This window comes from Kluyvera sp. 1366 (assembly GCF_054823405.1).
The window spans coordinates 120,853-136,567 of sequence record NZ_JBTRDW010000001.1; the positions used below are offsets into that span (position 1 = coordinate 120,853).

Annotated in this window: 18 protein-coding genes; 9 read left to right on the forward strand and 9 right to left on the reverse strand. The window is 49.4% G+C overall.

Annotated elements, in window-relative coordinates:
* Positions 1–110: 110 nt before the first annotated feature.
* The 5 genes from ACVLVH_RS00570 to ACVLVH_RS00590 all read left to right on the forward strand — a co-directional run bounded on the left by ACVLVH_RS00570 (position 111) and on the right by ACVLVH_RS00590 (position 4,150).
* Entirely contained in the window at positions 111–1,154 is a 1,044-nt protein-coding gene (locus ACVLVH_RS00570; RefSeq protein WP_498948747.1) for a catalase family peroxidase, read from the forward strand.
* Positions 1,154–1,735 carry a cytochrome b gene (locus tag ACVLVH_RS00575; RefSeq protein ID WP_277975113.1) on the forward strand — a complete coding sequence of 194 codons (582 nt, stop codon included), beginning with the start codon at positions 1,154–1,156 and terminating at the stop codon, positions 1,733–1,735. The genes ACVLVH_RS00570 and ACVLVH_RS00575 overlap by 1 nt, the downstream gene beginning before the upstream one ends.
* 54 nt (positions 1,736–1,789) lie before the next feature.
* Positions 1,790–2,380: a TetR/AcrR family transcriptional regulator gene (locus ACVLVH_RS00580; RefSeq protein ID WP_101761074.1), complete on the forward strand. Its 591-nt coding sequence runs from the start codon at positions 1,790–1,792 to the stop codon at positions 2,378–2,380.
* 322 nt (positions 2,381–2,702) lie between these two features.
* Positions 2,703–3,356, forward strand: a complete 654-nt coding sequence (locus tag ACVLVH_RS00585) for a hypothetical protein (protein WP_192413380.1) — start codon at positions 2,703–2,705, stop codon at positions 3,354–3,356.
* Between the two features lie 215 nt (positions 3,357–3,571).
* Positions 3,572–4,150, forward strand: a complete 579-nt coding sequence (locus tag ACVLVH_RS00590; RefSeq protein WP_192413378.1) for a DUF308 domain-containing protein — start codon at positions 3,572–3,574, stop codon at positions 4,148–4,150.
* A gap of 223 nt (positions 4,151–4,373) precedes the next feature.
* Here the strand turns inward: ACVLVH_RS00590 and ACVLVH_RS00595 are convergent, their stop codons facing one another.
* Entirely contained in the window at positions 4,374–5,234 is an 861-nt protein-coding gene (locus ACVLVH_RS00595) for a LysR family transcriptional regulator (protein ID WP_192413376.1), read from the reverse strand.
* A gap of 129 nt (positions 5,235–5,363) precedes the next feature.
* Here ACVLVH_RS00595 and ACVLVH_RS00600 point away from each other — a divergent pair, with 129 nt between their 5' ends.
* From ACVLVH_RS00600 to ACVLVH_RS00610, 3 genes are all read left to right on the forward strand, one after another.
* A complete protein-coding gene (locus tag ACVLVH_RS00600; RefSeq protein ID WP_498948345.1) occupies positions 5,364–6,110 on the forward strand; it encodes an SDR family NAD(P)-dependent oxidoreductase in 747 nt (248 codons plus the stop codon).
* A 117-nt stretch (positions 6,111–6,227) separates the two neighbouring features.
* The gene (locus tag ACVLVH_RS00605) at positions 6,228–7,685 is read left to right on the forward strand and encodes an MFS transporter (protein WP_498948347.1); all 1,458 of its coding nucleotides are present in this window, start codon (positions 6,228–6,230) and stop codon (positions 7,683–7,685) included.
* 369 nt (positions 7,686–8,054) lie between these two features.
* Positions 8,055–8,438 (forward strand): Rid family hydrolase, encoded by a 384-nt coding sequence (locus ACVLVH_RS00610; protein WP_101761070.1) that lies wholly within the window; start codon positions 8,055–8,057, stop codon positions 8,436–8,438.
* Between the two features lie 184 nt (positions 8,439–8,622).
* Here ACVLVH_RS00610 and ACVLVH_RS00615 read toward each other — a convergent pair whose 3' ends face one another.
* The 4 genes from ACVLVH_RS00615 to ACVLVH_RS00630 form a co-directional block, all read right to left on the reverse strand.
* Entirely contained in the window at positions 8,623–9,525 is a 903-nt protein-coding gene (locus ACVLVH_RS00615) for a GGDEF domain-containing protein (RefSeq protein ID WP_280173255.1), read from the reverse strand.
* 380 nt (positions 9,526–9,905) lie between these two features.
* A complete protein-coding gene (locus ACVLVH_RS00620; protein ID WP_462063295.1) occupies positions 9,906–10,148 on the reverse strand; it encodes a hypothetical protein in 243 nt (80 codons plus the stop codon).
* Positions 10,145–10,549 (reverse strand): VOC family protein, encoded by a 405-nt coding sequence (locus tag ACVLVH_RS00625; RefSeq protein ID WP_280173254.1) that lies wholly within the window; start codon positions 10,547–10,549, stop codon positions 10,145–10,147. The genes ACVLVH_RS00620 and ACVLVH_RS00625 overlap by 4 nt, the downstream gene beginning before the upstream one ends.
* Positions 10,550–10,566: 17 nt before the next feature.
* On the reverse strand, positions 10,567–11,310 hold the full coding sequence (locus tag ACVLVH_RS00630; RefSeq protein ID WP_498948348.1) for an SDR family NAD(P)-dependent oxidoreductase: 744 nt from the start codon (positions 11,308–11,310) through the stop codon (positions 10,567–10,569).
* A gap of 96 nt (positions 11,311–11,406) precedes the next feature.
* On the opposite strand from ACVLVH_RS00630, the gene ACVLVH_RS00635 reads away from it, so the two are divergent.
* Positions 11,407–12,357 (forward strand): AraC family transcriptional regulator, encoded by a 951-nt coding sequence (locus ACVLVH_RS00635; protein ID WP_498948349.1) that lies wholly within the window; start codon positions 11,407–11,409, stop codon positions 12,355–12,357.
* A gap of 140 nt (positions 12,358–12,497) precedes the next feature.
* Here ACVLVH_RS00635 and ACVLVH_RS00640 read toward each other — a convergent pair whose 3' ends face one another.
* From ACVLVH_RS00640 to ACVLVH_RS00655, 4 genes are all read right to left on the reverse strand, one after another.
* Positions 12,498–12,800, reverse strand: a complete 303-nt coding sequence (locus ACVLVH_RS00640) for a VOC family protein (RefSeq protein WP_498948749.1) — start codon at positions 12,798–12,800, stop codon at positions 12,498–12,500.
* 78 nt (positions 12,801–12,878) lie between these two features.
* On the reverse strand, positions 12,879–13,643 hold the full coding sequence (locus tag ACVLVH_RS00645; protein ID WP_498948750.1) for a LysR substrate-binding domain-containing protein: 765 nt from the start codon (positions 13,641–13,643) through the stop codon (positions 12,879–12,881).
* 53 nt (positions 13,644–13,696) lie between these two features.
* A complete protein-coding gene (locus ACVLVH_RS00650; protein ID WP_192413339.1) occupies positions 13,697–14,479 on the reverse strand; it encodes an SDR family NAD(P)-dependent oxidoreductase in 783 nt (260 codons plus the stop codon).
* 74 nt (positions 14,480–14,553) lie between these two features.
* Positions 14,554–15,645, reverse strand: a complete 1,092-nt coding sequence (locus ACVLVH_RS00655; protein ID WP_192413337.1) for an alkene reductase — start codon at positions 15,643–15,645, stop codon at positions 14,554–14,556.
* Positions 15,646–15,715 lie beyond the last annotated feature (70 nt).

Below are 15,715 nucleotides of genomic sequence, written 5' to 3' on the forward strand. Positions count from 1 at the left end.
TGCAGGGCATCTTAAATAACTTCTGAATGTCATCCTGTTATCAAAAGCAAAATCTTAATGATTACGCTCGGATGAACAGTGAACTAAATTCTGCAATGTTGAGTGTTTTCATGAATAAACCTTTTCTTTCTGTCGGTCATAAAATAGTGCGCTTGGCGATAATAATTGTGATCCCATTACTGGTGATCGCCTTGTTCGTGTGGGCGGGCGGGTGGCTGGATACTGGCAGGCTGACATCGGATAAGCTGATTACTGCCTTAGAAAAATCTAATGGCAATCACCCGGGTTATCGCCGTAATCATGCAAAGGGCGTCTGTATCCTGGGGGATTTTTCTGCCAACGGTAACGCCAGCGCCTTGTCACGTGCGGCACTGTTTGCCTCAGGCGTTACGCCTGTGGTGGGCCGTTTAGCTATCGCAGGCGGAAATCCGAATGCGCCTGATTATGCAGTACCGATACGCAGTATGGCGCTGGCTTTCTATCAGAAAAATGGTGAACAGTGGCGCACAGGCATGAATGCAATGCCTTTTTTTCCGGTACAAAGCGTGCAGGGCTTCTATGACCTGCAAACCGCCACGCTACCAGATGCAAAAACCGGTAAACCTGATCCAGCCAGAATGCAGGCTTTTGTACGACAGCATCCAGAGATCAAACCTTTCTTTGCCTGGGCAAAGCAATATGTTCCCTCTTCCAGCTGGGTCCGCGATCAATTTAACAGTTTGAATGCCTTTAATTTCATTGATAAAGAGGGCCATTCCCACCTGGTGCGCTGGAGTATGGTGCCGCACGCTCATTATCAGGCGATGGATGAAAATGAGAAAAACGACGCCAATTTCTTGCAGCGTGATTTACAGCAGCGGCTAGCGAACGGGCCCCAGAAATGGGATCTGATGGTTACAGTGGCGGGCTCTGGTGATAAAGGCAATGACGCATCGATTGGCTGGCCTGCCGATCGTCAGGTGATCAATGCCGGAACGCTGACAATTAATAAGACAACGGCACAACAGCAGGGCGTTTGTAACGACATTAACTATGACCCGCTGATTTTACCTGAGGGTATTACGGCTTCGGATGACCCGCTTCTTAATGCCCGCTCATCCGCTTACGCTAAATCCTATAATGCACGCACTCATGAACAGGCCGGAGCCCACTGATGAAACATAACAACACTTTTCACCCGGCACTGCGCGTACTTCACTGGGTGATGGCTGCGGCTATTATGGCCATGTTATTTATTGGTGTCGCAATGGTGTCCACGGTTTCATCATTGCACGGCCTGCTGGTTGCGATTCATAAGCCGCTGGGTTTGATGATTTTAATGCTGGTCATTGTGCGGCTTTGGCTGAGATTCAGCACTGCTAAGCCAGCACTTCCAGCCACGCTGCCTGCCTGGCAGAAATTCTTAGCGCATCTGTCTCATTGGGCACTGTATGCCATGATGCTGGCTCAGCCCCTGATCGGTTGGGCGATGCTGTCGGCGGCGGGGTATCCCGTCACACTGGGTCATGTTGTGCTGCCGCCCATTGTTCCGATCAGCAACAACGCTTATGCCATTTTACGTCCGCTTCACAGCCTGGTAGCAATGGCGCTTTTCATCACTGTTATGTTGCATCTTGCCGCAGCTTTGTACCACGCTTTGATTCTGCGCGACGGCGTATTTAGCAGTATGGCGGGTGCCTATAAACGCAAACGCTTGACGCGCGGTGCGCTTGACAATCCGACTGACGCTGAGTAGGTTCGTGGCCGTTTATCGATTTGCAGTTATTTTACCGTTGCTGCTGGAGCAAGCATGAGTACAGAACGTTCACAGAAAGCCGAAGAGATTATGCACCACACCAGAATTCTGCTGACAGCGGGCGGTTATAACAGCTTCAGTTATGCTGATTTAGCCGAGCGGGTGCAGATTCGTAAGTCGAGTATTCACCACCATTTCCCTGGCAAAGCGGATCTGGTTCAGGCAGTCGTGAGTGATTATCGACAGCAGGCACAAGCAGGAATGGCGGCAACCAGCCAGCATTTCTCCGGTGATGCATTAGGTGAAATTAACAGCTACGTGAATTTCTGGGCGACCTGCATACGTGAGAACAATTCTCCTTTCTGCATTTGCGTGATGCTGGCTGTTGAATTAACGATTTTACCTAAAGAAGTGGCTAAGGAAGTCAGTGGGCATTTCAACGATCTCACTAACTGGCTCACTGATGTACTGAGCAGAGGTGAAAAAAATGGCGTTTTTATTCTGCGGGAAAGTGCAGCCACAGAGGCCAAATCGCTAATGGCTACGGTGCATGGTGCAATTATATCTTCGCGTGCCTTTAATAACGCTGATGTATTTCAGCAAATTGTCGAGCCAGTGATTAAAAGATTAACGAAAACCAGCTGAAGTAACTCAGACAATAAAACGTTACTAGCCGAACTCTTCACGTGTTCGGCTACTCGGGCTGAAATAGTTGATGAGCAGCCTTTATGTCGGTTAGATATTTGACTGGAATTCGTGACTATTTCGTGACGTTGAATGAAATATCCGGGTGATAGAAAGAATAACTGCACGTGGCATTGTAGTAATTCAACCTACCTTCTAGTAGGTTTATGGCGCAGTGTTTGTTCGTACCGACGTAAGCATGATTTGGAGGAAGTGATATAGCCAGCGAGGACTTTAATTGAGGCTATTTCAATGTGACTTTACTTTGATGGAGAAATTATTAATGAACACTATCCGTGCTTTGCATTCAATGCCGGGCCTGGCAGCATTAAACATCGAAAGAATGAATTCCCGATCTTCTGTTACCACTGCGTCAGGTTTTCAGCCCTTTTTACAGACTCAGCTCAAACTTTCCGGGAATTCTGGATTGAATGAGCCAGCCGTATTAAAGCAATCGATCAGTATGCCACCTCACCTGGCAGACATCGACTCGCTGGTTGCTCAACTACTCGCTAGCAGGAAGATGTTATTACAGCCATTCAGGTCAGTTTCTTTTTCAGGAAAACAGTATTGTGAACACCTTAGACAACGTAGCGTAACTGGCGGTTTTTGCAGGGAGATAGCTGACGTCATTAAGACGGAATATGTTCCTGAATCCGTTTCTGGTTCGTGTGTGATAATGAACAAAAAACATCCTGAAGTACGCAGGGATTCCTGCAATTATTCACTAAATACCGATTTCAAATATGAATGTCAGCAAACGATCCCGGTTGCTGTGATGGCGCCTTTAACCTACTTTTTTATCGGAGTTTTTCCTGATTTAGTCCAGATCTCTGTGTCAGGTTACATAAAGCAGCCCTTGCGTATACGCAGACTGCGTAGGTTAGACAGAACAGGTTACCGCCAGAATGCTTGCGACCTAAACCTATATCGTTAATCCAAGACTGTATAAAAAATTAAGATTAATTTTTTGACACAGTGTCGTCTTTTTTATCGAACAACCATTTTTATACGCTCTGTTTTTCCTTAAAAGTTGGTTGTTATAAGTTTTACACATTTTCTTAATCCTGCGACTGAATAATTGCCGACTCTAATTCGGCCATCATTCGTCTGGAATATTCTGTGAAGTCCAACCTATTTCGGAGAATCATCATGAAATCCAATTTCGCTACATCTACCTACATTCAAAATCAATGGCTTCAATCTTATTATTACATCCGTGCTGCGGGTTCAATTATCTGGATTGCACTTGCGCTATTCATTGGCAAACATAATCCCACAGTTGGTGGCATTCTGCTTGTTTTGTATCCTACATGGGACGCATTCGCCAATTATCTTGATGCAAGACAGTCAGGGGGCTTAGCACTAAACCCACCCCAAAAATTCAACTTTATTGTTAGTCTGGTGGTCGCAGCAGCTATTATCTGGGCTCTTTCTGTCAGCATGAATACAACCATTAAAGTCTTTGGAATATGGGCGATTTTTTCTGGTGTACTGCAGCTTTCTGCTTCCATCCGTCGCTGGAAAAATTCAAATGGACAATGGGCTATGGTCTTGAGTGGAGCGCAATCTGCGTTGGCGGGTGTGTTTATGTTTAAACAGGCGAGTAGTAATGCTGCTCTGGATGTCACCACGGTTGCACCCTACGCCGCTTTTGGTGTTCTCTATTTCCTGATTTCAGCCATCACGCTGACCATTAAGAATGGGCGTAAAGACAAAGCTGCCTGCTGAGTGTTCAGAAAAATGGTGCGACTGTTAGTATTTAATGGGCGGCTTAGGGCGAACTTGATAACCCGGCATGTAGGATAATCCATCTGGTCGACATTTTGATTATTATCAATTCGTCGTAAGTTAGCCCATGTCTTTGCTCAGATGAGTGTTCGTGAGGAAACGCACAAACATACCTGAAGCGCTTTTGCACGCTGGTTTCACCAGGATGCCCCGCCACGTCAGGCTATTCCTGTTGTGAAGCCAGCATACTATCTGCGATATCCAGCAATGCGCGCAAGCGATCCATATGACGAAGATCCTGATGGTAGCCGACCCAGATGTCTCTTGAAGGCGGAATGTCAGGCATTTCAATACGCTGCAGCCCGGTGGTGGCATCACCCAAAGGCCGTGGCAGCACGGCTACGCCCATCCCCCGCAGACACATCTGCGCCTGAACCGCACGGCTTGTGCTTTTAAAGGCAGGTTTTGACTGCGGGAAATGATCAAGAAGCCATGAGACGTCAGGAAAGTGTGACTGCCCAGTATTCATCAGGATCAGCCCCACCGAAGAGGGGGCTGTGAGCAGTGCCTGTGCATTCTGTGGCGTGCCATAAAGTGCGTAGGGCACACGCATCAAACGGCGCTGAACAATATTCGGATCGGTAAAAGGTACGATGCGAAACGCGATGTCGGCATCACGGCGCGACAGATCGAGCAGGCGGTAACCTGCAATAATTTCCGGCACAATCGCCGGATGACGACATGTCAATTCACTCAGCACGGGGGCCAGCACATAGTTAGTAAACCATTCTGCTGATGATATTCTCAGTATTCCTTCAAGGCGATCGTGATTGCCTGCCAGACGGCGTTCCATGGCAAGCGCGGAATTTTCCATCGCTTCTGCCAGCTTCATGATCCCGTCTCCGGCATCTGTCAGCACCAATCCCTCCGTTGTCCGGCGAAACAGCGCCTGCTGCGCTTCATCCTCAAGCGCCTTGATACGGCGTCCTACTGTAGGATGACTTACGCCCAGACTCAGGGCTGCTTTCCCGAAAGAGCCGTTACGCATGACCGCAAGCAATACCTGAACATCCCCCCAATCCATGCTTCGATTCCGCCGTTCAAAAATGAACATCCAATATACAAAAGTGTCAGTTCTCAAACAACTTTGTAGGCATCACCATGGCTTCTTTAAATTCGTCGCCTCAGGCGACACGAACAGGAAGCTGAGATTATGCATAAATTAAAAGACAAAGTTGCTCTGGTTACCGGAGGTTCAAAAGGTATCGGAGCAGGTATAGCCCGTCAGCTGGCAGCTGATGGTGCAAGGGTTATCGTCAATTACGCCTCAGATAGAGACGCTGCTGAAAAGGTTGTTGTCGATATCAAAGCCACCAAGGGTGAGGCTGTGGCAGTCGCAGCGGATGTCACCAGTCAGAAAGAGGTCGAGGCACTAATAAATACCAGCATTGCTCTTTTCGGGCGGCTCGACATCGTGGTGAACAACGCCGGTGTTTACCAGTTCGCCAAAATTGAAGAGAGCACTGAAGCGCTGTACCGCAGGCAATTTGATATCAATGTGCTTGGACCCTTGTTAGTAAGCGCCGCGGCCGCACCGCACCTGGGTCACGGCAGCAGCATCATCAATATCAGTTCATTCGTCACCCGTGTCTTTATTGCTGAAAGTGCCATCTACAGCGGTGCTAAGGGGGCGATTGATGCCATTACCGGAGTGCTTTCACTTGAGCTCGGTCCGCGGGGAATTCGCGTGAATGCGGTCAACCCGGGCCTGATCGAAACGGAAGGGAGCCATAGCGCAGGCGCAATAGGCTTGGACTTCCAAACCTGGAATGAAGAGCAAACGCCGCTTGGCCGTATAGGTCAGGTAGAGGACATCGCCCCAATCGTCTCATTTCTCGCCTCCGATGAGGCCAGATGGATCACTGGGGAGATTATTTTGGCTTCCGGCGGCATGCGCTGAACGGAGCGGTGTTGCGCTTCCCGGAGGCGGCCTCACCTGCACTGATTGGTCAACTGCGCATTCTGCGATGACCACACATCCCTAACAGGGACCGTACCGTTCCATAAGGAGTGATCTATGTCGGCACATAGCATCCTGCAAGCCGAGCCACGCCGTTGGGCTATGTTTGTCATTTTATTGGTAGGTGCATTTTTGCCGCCGCTCGATTTTTTTATCGTTAATGTGGCACTGCCTGCTATTCATAATGAATTGAGCACATCTTCCTCAGCGGAACAGCTGGTCATTTCATCGTACGCCGCTGTGTATGCCGTGACATTAATCACCGGAGGTCGCCTGGGCGATATTTATGGTCGGGGAAAAATGTTCTTTCTTGGGCTGATAGGTTTTACCGCGGCATCATTGCTGTGTGGTTTTGCCTGGTCATCCTGGATACTGATTGCTGGACGCATATTACAGGGCGCCACGGCCGCCATTATGGCTCCTCAGGCGCTCGCCGCCGTGCAGGTCATTTTCCCCGAAGCGGAGCGACCCTTAGCGCTCAGTATATATGGAGCCGTGTTTGGTCTGGCCTCTGTTATTGGACAGGTTCTGGGCGGCATTCTGATATCAGCCGATCTCTTCCACCTTGGATGGCGGACGATTTTTCTCGTTAATCTGCCTGTGACGCTACTGGTGATTCTCTTTGGCCTGCCGCTGCTGAAAGAAACACGGGCGCGAGCTGCTCAGCGACTTGACCCCGTTGGCACACTGCTGGCCACATTAACGCTGAGTACACTGATTGTGCCGCTAATAGAAGGGCGTGAGGCGGGGTGGCCCTGGTGGACGAGGCTGTTATTTTTTGCTTTCCCGCTGCTGGCCTCACTGTTATGGCGATATGAGCACCACCTCAGTCGCAAAGGGGGATCGCCACTGCTCAACCCGAGCGTATTACGTGCGCCAGGGCTGGGACAGGGACTTATGATTGTTTTATTGTTTTATTCAATCGGCGCGTTCTTTCTTCTGTTTTCTGTCTATCTGCAGAGTGCCTTACATTTAAATGCCTTGGTTGCAGGCACGCTTTTTCTACCCTTTGGTGTCGGCTTTCTCATTGGTCCGTTACTGACACCGTACCTGAGGCAGTATGCCGGGAATTACCTTAGCGCCATCGGAATGGGATGTGAAACCGCAGGTTTGGCAGGTATGGCAGGATTGATCGCTACGACGATGCCCGGTCACTCTCCCGCGATGCTGCCGCTCGCCATGCTGCTTTTCCTGACTGGGCTGGGGCAGGGGCTGGCGATGCCAACTCTGGTGCGGATGGTGACAGGCCGGGTCGCGCCACAGTTTTCAGGTATGATTGCTGGCGTAACCAGCTCGACATTACAAATTAGCACTGCGTTAAGTGTCGCGGTTATCGGCGGCATTTTTTACAGCATGCTGGGGAACGGTAACAGCGTCGCAATAATTACCCATGCTTTTATCGTCGCGCTTCTGACGATGGCTATCTGCCTGGCTGTAGGGGCAGGGTTAAGTATCAGGCTAATTCGGCGCTCCTTTGATCGCTCCATGACTGCGGATGGCTTATCTCAAAGGTAACGCGACAGTTCTCAGCTGACGGTAAGCGCCATATAATTAGGCAGCAAGCTGAGAACTTTTTTTATTTTTAGTTTCCTGACAGGCTGTTCAGTTTCTGCAGTTAATATGCACAACGATAATTCTTCGTTTTGCACGTACTTCAGGCAGATTATTTGTTTTATCGTATCAGAGGTTTATTCGGTATTCATGAATAAATCGTGACATCAGAGTCGTCCGCTACTGGCACAATAAGGATATGCGCGCATGGCAATATCTTCTATGAGCAATCAACAATGAGCAATGGGTGGATGGGTTGAACATCCTGAGCGCCGAGGGCATTTAATGTTGAAAATGCTGACATTTATCAACTCATCAACTGGTGATGAAATTATGAAAAAATCTATCGTCCCTGAAGAATTTCAACACTATTTCGATGATTGGCACTTTTCCCCCGTTATCGAAGCAGATGGCACAGTATATCTTTCCGGTGTTACCGCAGCACGAAGAGATAAACCTATAAGTAAGCATCCTGAAGAACAATTTCATGATGCCTTTTATAAGCTTGGCGTTTATTTAAATGCCGCTGGTTTAAACTATGAACACATACTTGAGATGACCACTTTTCACATTGACCTCAAAAAACATATCGACGTTTTTTCCAGAGTAAAAGATGAGTATGTAAAGGCGCCATATCCAGCTTGGTCAGCTATAGGCGTGTCAGAGTTCATTCCTGAAAATGCCCTTGTGGAAATGCGGATTGTAGCCAAAAGATAGTTTTAGGCGTGGGCCCTAAAATAATAGTTGTGTCGGTTTCTGGCATTAAGCGGACCGGTATGTCAGGTCCGCTATGAGCGAGAAGCGGACATCCGACTTTTCCATAAAAACCGTTAGCTTTCAGTTAATCAAACAAAAGAGGGCGGAAATTCTCCTAAACTTTCTTCCTCCCTTTTATGGAAAATTAATTATTTTTAAACGACTGGTCGTAGATAATGCAATTTCTACCTGCTCTCTTAGCTCTGTACAGGGCATCATCAGCTGCATTGATAGCAGAAGAAGATGAGTCATGTTTAAGCTTGGTTGCCACACCAATACTTAGCGTGATACCGAAACTTCCGTTGCATGCATCTGAAACCGAAGTTTTAATTTTTCTGATGATATCTTCTGCATTGATATTATCAAAGATAACGATGGCAAATTCTTCACCACCCGATCTTGCAATAAAAACATTCTCGCTTACAAGATTACTTAGCCTCAGCCCGGTATCTCTCAACACCCTGTCTCCAGCCTCATGACCATATGTGTCATTAATTTTTTTAAAGTGGTCAATATCAGCAATGCAGATAGTTCCTGACCGGTTCTCCAATCCTCTCAATATAACATTCAAATGTCTTCTGTTAGGCAACCCTGTTAATTCGTCTGTAAGTGAAAGATTAACCGCTGATTTATAATTATGGTTCACATAGGATATAAATTTTTCAAATAAAAAAATAATCATTAATATGGCTGGAATATAAATAATTGAAGCAATTAATGATGCTGTATCTCTTTCTATTAACCCCAGTCCGCCTGCCATTGAAGCCAGGGATGAGTTCAAAAGCAGAAACAAACTCACTCTAAAAACAAGCAAGTTCACCTCAGTAGATTGGATATTAAAAGATTTCCTGATAAACCATGCCATCACTGCTACAGTGCAAGAATTAATGAAGAAATAAAAGTTGATTTTTGAAGTGTCACCAACAGCAAAAGAGAGAACAATAATCAAGGTTGCCATAAAGCAAGTATAAGTGATCACCATCCTATAAAGAAGTCCTTTAGGAGATTCAACTTCATGTATGAGTTTGTCATGTATCTTGAAATTCATCACGCTATCCTGTTTTGGTCAGGTATAAATAGTACCACATAATTATTTATGGAGGTGATGGTTTGCGTGGCTGAGGTGACTAACCAGGTATGCTAATTTATTGTTTCAAATGAATAAAAAAGGCTTCCAACTCAATCCTGCTGATTTGCTTTCTATTTATGATTAGATACTTATGGTTTCAATATTGTTCAGGATATACCTGACCTGCTCTGAGACTATTAATGCAATGCAGGACTACCAGCGCCCATTTCTGGCACAAAGGGGACATGTTTAGAAATGAGGTCTGCAATGAGTGAAGAGGGAAAAATAACGCTTCAGGCTCCGTTCATACAGTCTAACCTTACTGACATATGCAGCATAAAAACTTGGCGGCTTTATACTCAGCGCCATAAGTCGGTGGATCTTTCCGTCAGCCCCGGTAACTTCCGCAACTGCGCGTGCGCGATTCCACCAGCGTCCTCAAGGCCGAAAACCCGCATACTGACGTCAAGTTCACCGGCAAATACTCCCAGCCGCTGCCTGTTTCTGCCGGCAAGGATAATATTCAGGCTGGCACTTTTAGCCTGGGCGGCGGTCATGTGTCCCGTGTATCCGGTGGCGCCATAAATCAGTAGTGTTTTCATGATTGAGGGTGCTGCCATTCTTTAAAGACAAATTCAAGGCTGTAGCCATCGGGGTCGAAAACGCCGGCGGCGTAGTAGCGGGGATCGTAGTGAAGCCGGGCGCCAGGTGCGCCATTGTCAGACGCGCCGGCACGCATGGCTGAAGCATAGGCTTCATTCACCATTGTTTGATTTCGCGCGACAAACCCGACATGTACAGCAGCTGGCGCAACAGTTCCTTCGCGTAGCCAGAAAAAGATCCGGCCCTGAGCACCGAACCCTTTCAAATCCGGATGGCCTGGCGGCCCCTCTTTTCCGTCATAATCATGACGAACCGTGATGCCGAGAGGAGCAAGCGCTTCCGTATAAAAACGGACAGAACGGTCTGTATCGCTGACCGTTAAAAACAGATGATCGAGCATAAAACCTCCGGAAGGATTCAGATTTGGTAGCCGCCGGCGACCTCGATGGATTGTGCGTTGATCCAGACGCTGTCATCAGAGACCAGGCCTGCGATTACCCGGCCGACATCATCCGGCTCCCCCACGCGTTCCAGCGCGGTCTGTGAGGCGAGCAGTTTCTCAAATTCTTCGTTCAGTCCTCCGCCCAGCGACGTACGGATTGCACCCGGAGAGACTGCGTTTGCCCGGATGCGCCGCGACCCGAACTCTTTGGCCATATAACGGGTCAGTACTTCAAGGCCGCCTTTAAAGGCAGCGTAGGGCGCAACACCTGTCGTGGCCATGCGCGTGGTGGCGCTGGTAACGTTGATGATGTGTCCTCCATCACAAATCAGAGGCAGCAGCTTTTGAGTCAGGAAAAAAGGGCCCTTCAGGTGTACGGCAAAAAGAGTGTCGAACTCACTCTCCGTCACCGTTTCAATCGGGTTGAAGAGTCCAAACCCGGCGTTGTTAACCAGCACGTCAATGTGCTCACGTTCCCAGGTGATATTGGCTATCTCCAGTAAGGCATCGCGGAAAGTGCCGAAGGTTTCGGTGCGAGCCACATCCAGATGCAGCGCAACGGCATGTCTGCCTGACGCTTCAATCTCCTTCACAACCCTCAGGGCAGATTCAGGATGGCTGTTATAAGTCACAATCACCCCCATCCCTTTAGCCGCGCACTGCTGCGCCACACTGGCGCCAATTCCGCCACTGCCGCCGGTAATCAGTACAATTTTCAAGGTTTCATCCTTTCTGTCTGCGAGAGGAAAAAGGATAAAACCTCCGGGACAGCTCTGCCTCTGCGTTCCTGCTCGATTCTTGCCTTTTTCTGCTTTATGCTCGCTTTAATCATCATACTGAGGAGGCTGACCTTGGCACTGGAACCCCTGCTTGACGAACTGCGCCTTCTGGCCGCTCATGCCCGAAACTGGCGAACCGAAACCGGTATACCGCGTGTGGCAATGGTGCAGGGGGACGTTCCCGCGCATGCGCTGGCTGCGGTCTATGAGCCGATGGTTAATCTCATACTGCGGGGAAGTAAATCCATGACGGTAGGTGACCGGATATTCCACTACAATCCTGCTTCTTACTTTGTCATGTCAGTAGATTTGCCAGCCGTAGGCGAAGTCCTTCCCGAGGCCACCGGTGCTCCTTATCTCGCGATCAGTCTGACCCTGAAACCTGAGCGGATAGCGACGTTGTTGGCTGATTTACCTCCCGTGAAGGCTGATCCACAGTCGAGTGCTTTTTCCGTTGCTGCCGTCACGCCCGAGCTGCTGAATGCCTGGGTAAGAATGCTTCGCCTGATGAAGAGCCCTGAGGATATCCCGGCTCTCGCACCGGTATATGAACGTGAAATCCTATATTATGTTTTGAAAGGCCCACATGGCTGGATGCTGAGGGATATCGCTTCACCGGGAACCATGCTGGCGCGGATAGGTAATGCGATTCGCTGGATAAGACATAATTTTGCTGATGAATTTGTGGTTGAATCACTGGCCGCACAGGAAGCCATGAGCGTATCGGCTTTTCATCGTCATTTTAAGTCCGTGACAAACATGAGTCCGGTCCAGTATCAGAAGCGCGTCCGTCTTCTCCATGCCAGAACCAAATTACTGGCGCGCCAGCAGAGCGTCACGTCTGTTGCCATGGAGGTGGGTTATCGCAGCGTGCCTCAGTTTAATCGCGAGTACGCCCGTTTCTTTGGCCGCTCTCCTTTGAAAGACGTTGCAAGTCTAAGGTACGACGCTGATGGTGCAGAAAGCCCGCTGAATCACCACGTTTGATGCGGCAGTAAATTTTGCTGCCGTAACAAAGCAATAACTCACCACACGATATTTCACTTCGCGGGTAGCAGCCAGGCGAAACTAACAGGCCGTAATTCAAATGGGGTTCAATTTCGCAAAGTGTCGTCCGGCCATCTTACTCATCCTTTCTGACAGACGACTTCGATGTTATTACCGTCAGGGTCTAAGATATAAGCGGCGTAATAGTGAGAGTGGTAATGATGGCGAATTCCCGGTTCGCCATTGTCTCTACCGCCTACCTGTAGAGCGGCACGCCAGAATTCGTCGACTATGGCCCGTTCACTGGCAGCAAAAGCCAGATGTGTTGAAGCGCCTGTTATGTCTTTATCATGAAGCCAGAGCCTCGATGCAGGGAACGTATACCCGCTATGAGTAAGAAGTGTCAGTTCATGATGCTGACTTTTGCTATCAGCCCTATGGATATTTCATCTCTTTCATCAAGTGAAAAGGAAGTCTTCAGCCTAAAGCTGTAGGGCTAGAGGGCATCTTATGCACCCGGATTATGATGGCGATACGGACGTTGTCTGACTGTCAGACGGGCCGGTAAGGGCAGGTGTATTTACAGTCCCGGCAGAGGCTAAATTTTCTTCAAACCATCCCAGAAAATTCTGCAGCTTTGGCCTGCTCCGGTAGCCCAGCGGCATGACGAGATGATGTGCGCTGATGGTATGGCTAAACTGCTCAGGAAGGATCCTGACCAACGTACCCTGACGCAGGAATTTCTCTGCCAGAAGCTCGCTTTCAAGCACTACACCGTGCCCCATCGCGGCGGCTTCCAGGCTCATGTATGAACGATCAAACCTGAAAAGCCAGGGCTGGGCGGGCTGGGCGATGTTATGTGCCCGGAACCACTCAGGCCAGCGTAGTAATGTATTTTCCGAATAGATAAGCCTGCGTGAGATCAAATCCTCAGGCGCACTAACGGGTGCGTGCGCAAGGTACTCCGGTGATGCCATGGGCAGAATGCGTTCATTTCTCACGGACCTGATATCGAAACCTTCCCATGACGGAAAGCCATGTCGGATAGCGATATCCACTTCGCCGCGTCCGAAATCCACGTCCTCATACGAGCATGCCAGCGTAACTTCGGTGCCGGGATACTGCTGCTGAAATGACTGAATGCGCGGTAAAAGCCACAGGTACCCGAGGACGCGCCGGTAACCAGTGCAACACGTTTTTTTGCCATGCTGAATAAGGCCTTCATGAGATGTTTCAGGTTTCTCATCGCTGATGAGACGACAGGCTGTAATTGATTTATGTCGGATTTACCGCTGTGCAGAACAGCCGGAAGACCGTTCTGCACAGGACACCTCATTGATTACAGTGATTTATATCGTTCTGCGGATTCATCTTGTTTGATGTCTGAAAGCAGAGCCTGACGCGAAGCATCCAGGGTGTCCCAGCGGGCAGCACTATGTAAAGGCGGAATGGTGACCCGTTCACGGCGGTCAAAACCTACCAGTGCGGCATCCACTAATTCGCCCACTTCCATGAATTTTGCCGAGTTAGTGATGTCGATACCCGCACGGTCCCAGATTTCCGTGTAAGTGCCGGCAGGGAGCACCGCCTGGATATAAATGCCTTTAGATGACAGCTCGACATTCATTCCCTGAGACAGGAAAAGCACGAAGGCTTTGGTGGCGCCGTAAACCGTCATGGCAAATTCTGGGGCGAGGCCGACGATGGAACTGATGTTGACGATCGATCCCTCGCCCGCTTGCACAAAGCGTGGTGCCACGGCACTGGCAAGTCTCGTCAGCGCAGTAACATTAAGCGCGATAAGGCTTTCTATTGAATCAGGTGTCTGCTCTGTAAAACTGCCGGACTGTGCAATACCCGCGTTATTGATAAGAATGCCAATCTGCGCGTCTTCACGCAGGCGAGCTTCGACCACAGCTAAATCGCTCGTTTGCGTAAGGTCAGCAGGCAAAACATCGACAGAAATGCCATTTTCCTGTCGCAGGCGATCGGCCAGTATTTCTAACTTCGTTTTGTCGCGCGCAACCAAAACCAGGTCGTGGCCCCGGCGGGCGAACCGTTCAGCGTAAACCGCACCAATACCCGTGGATGCGCCTGTAATGAGAACTGAAGCTTTAGTCATAATTTGATCTTCTTTATTAAAGTGTAAACAGAATTCGCCATGTGCGATGTATGAAGAACCGTCACACCGGTGCTTTACTTACTGGTCTCAGTCAGCGACGGGTAATCGGTATATCCCGCTGCGCCACCGCCATAAAGTGTTTCAGGATTGATTGAGGCCAGAGGTGCGCCCGTCTTCAGCCTTTCGACCAGATCGGGGTTGGAGATGAATGGGCGACCAAACGCGAACAGATCGGCTTTACCCTGCGCAAGCTGAGCGGACGCCAGTTCCAGGTCATAGCCATTGTTGCCAATGTAGGTGTTTTTAAAACGCTGGCGCAGGGAGTCGTAATTGAACGGGGATACATCACGCGGGCCGCCCGTCGCACCTTCAACTACATGGAGGTACACGATGCCTAATGCGCTGAGTTGGTCAGCGACGTAATCATATTGCTGCTGCGGATCACTGCACGAAATCGCATTAGCAGGAGAAACCGGTGAAATACGTACGCCGGTGCGGTCAGCACCAATCTCATCTTTTACAGCCGCCGTGACTTCCAGCAACAGGCGCGCACGATTCTCAACAGAGCCGCCGTATTCATCAGTACGCTGATTTGCGCCATCTTTGAGGAACTGTTCCAGTAGATAACCATTCGCGCCGTGAATCTCTACGCCGTCAAAGCCGGCGGCAATGGCATTGGCCGATGCCGTTCTGAAATCGTCGATAATCCCCGGTATTTCCTGCAACTCCAGCGCACGTGGCTCAGAAACATCAGCAAAGCCATTGTTCACAAAGGTTTTTGTCTCGGCGCGAATGGCTGACGGCGCGACCGGTGCAGCGCCACCCGGCTGTAAATCGACATGAGAAATTCGTCCTACGTGCCATAACTGTACAAATATGCGCCCACCTTTGGCATGCACCGCGTCAGTCACTTTACGCCAGCCATCGATCTGAGCCTGCGTGTAAATCCCCGGCGTATCCTGATAGCCCTGCGCCTGTGCGGAGATCTGCGTGGCTTCAGTGATCAGCAATCCTGCTGTGGCACGCTGGGCGTAGTAGGTCGCCGCCAGTTCGCCCGGCACCAGCCCCGTTCCGGCCCGGTTACGTGTCAGCGGTGCCATCACGATGTGGTTGGCCAGTGTTAGTGAGCCAAGTTCATAGGGTTGAAATAATGTCTGATTCGTCATGCTTATTCGCCCGTTAATGGTGGGTTGAGGTGTCAATATAATGATGATGATCATAATCTATAATGTCAAC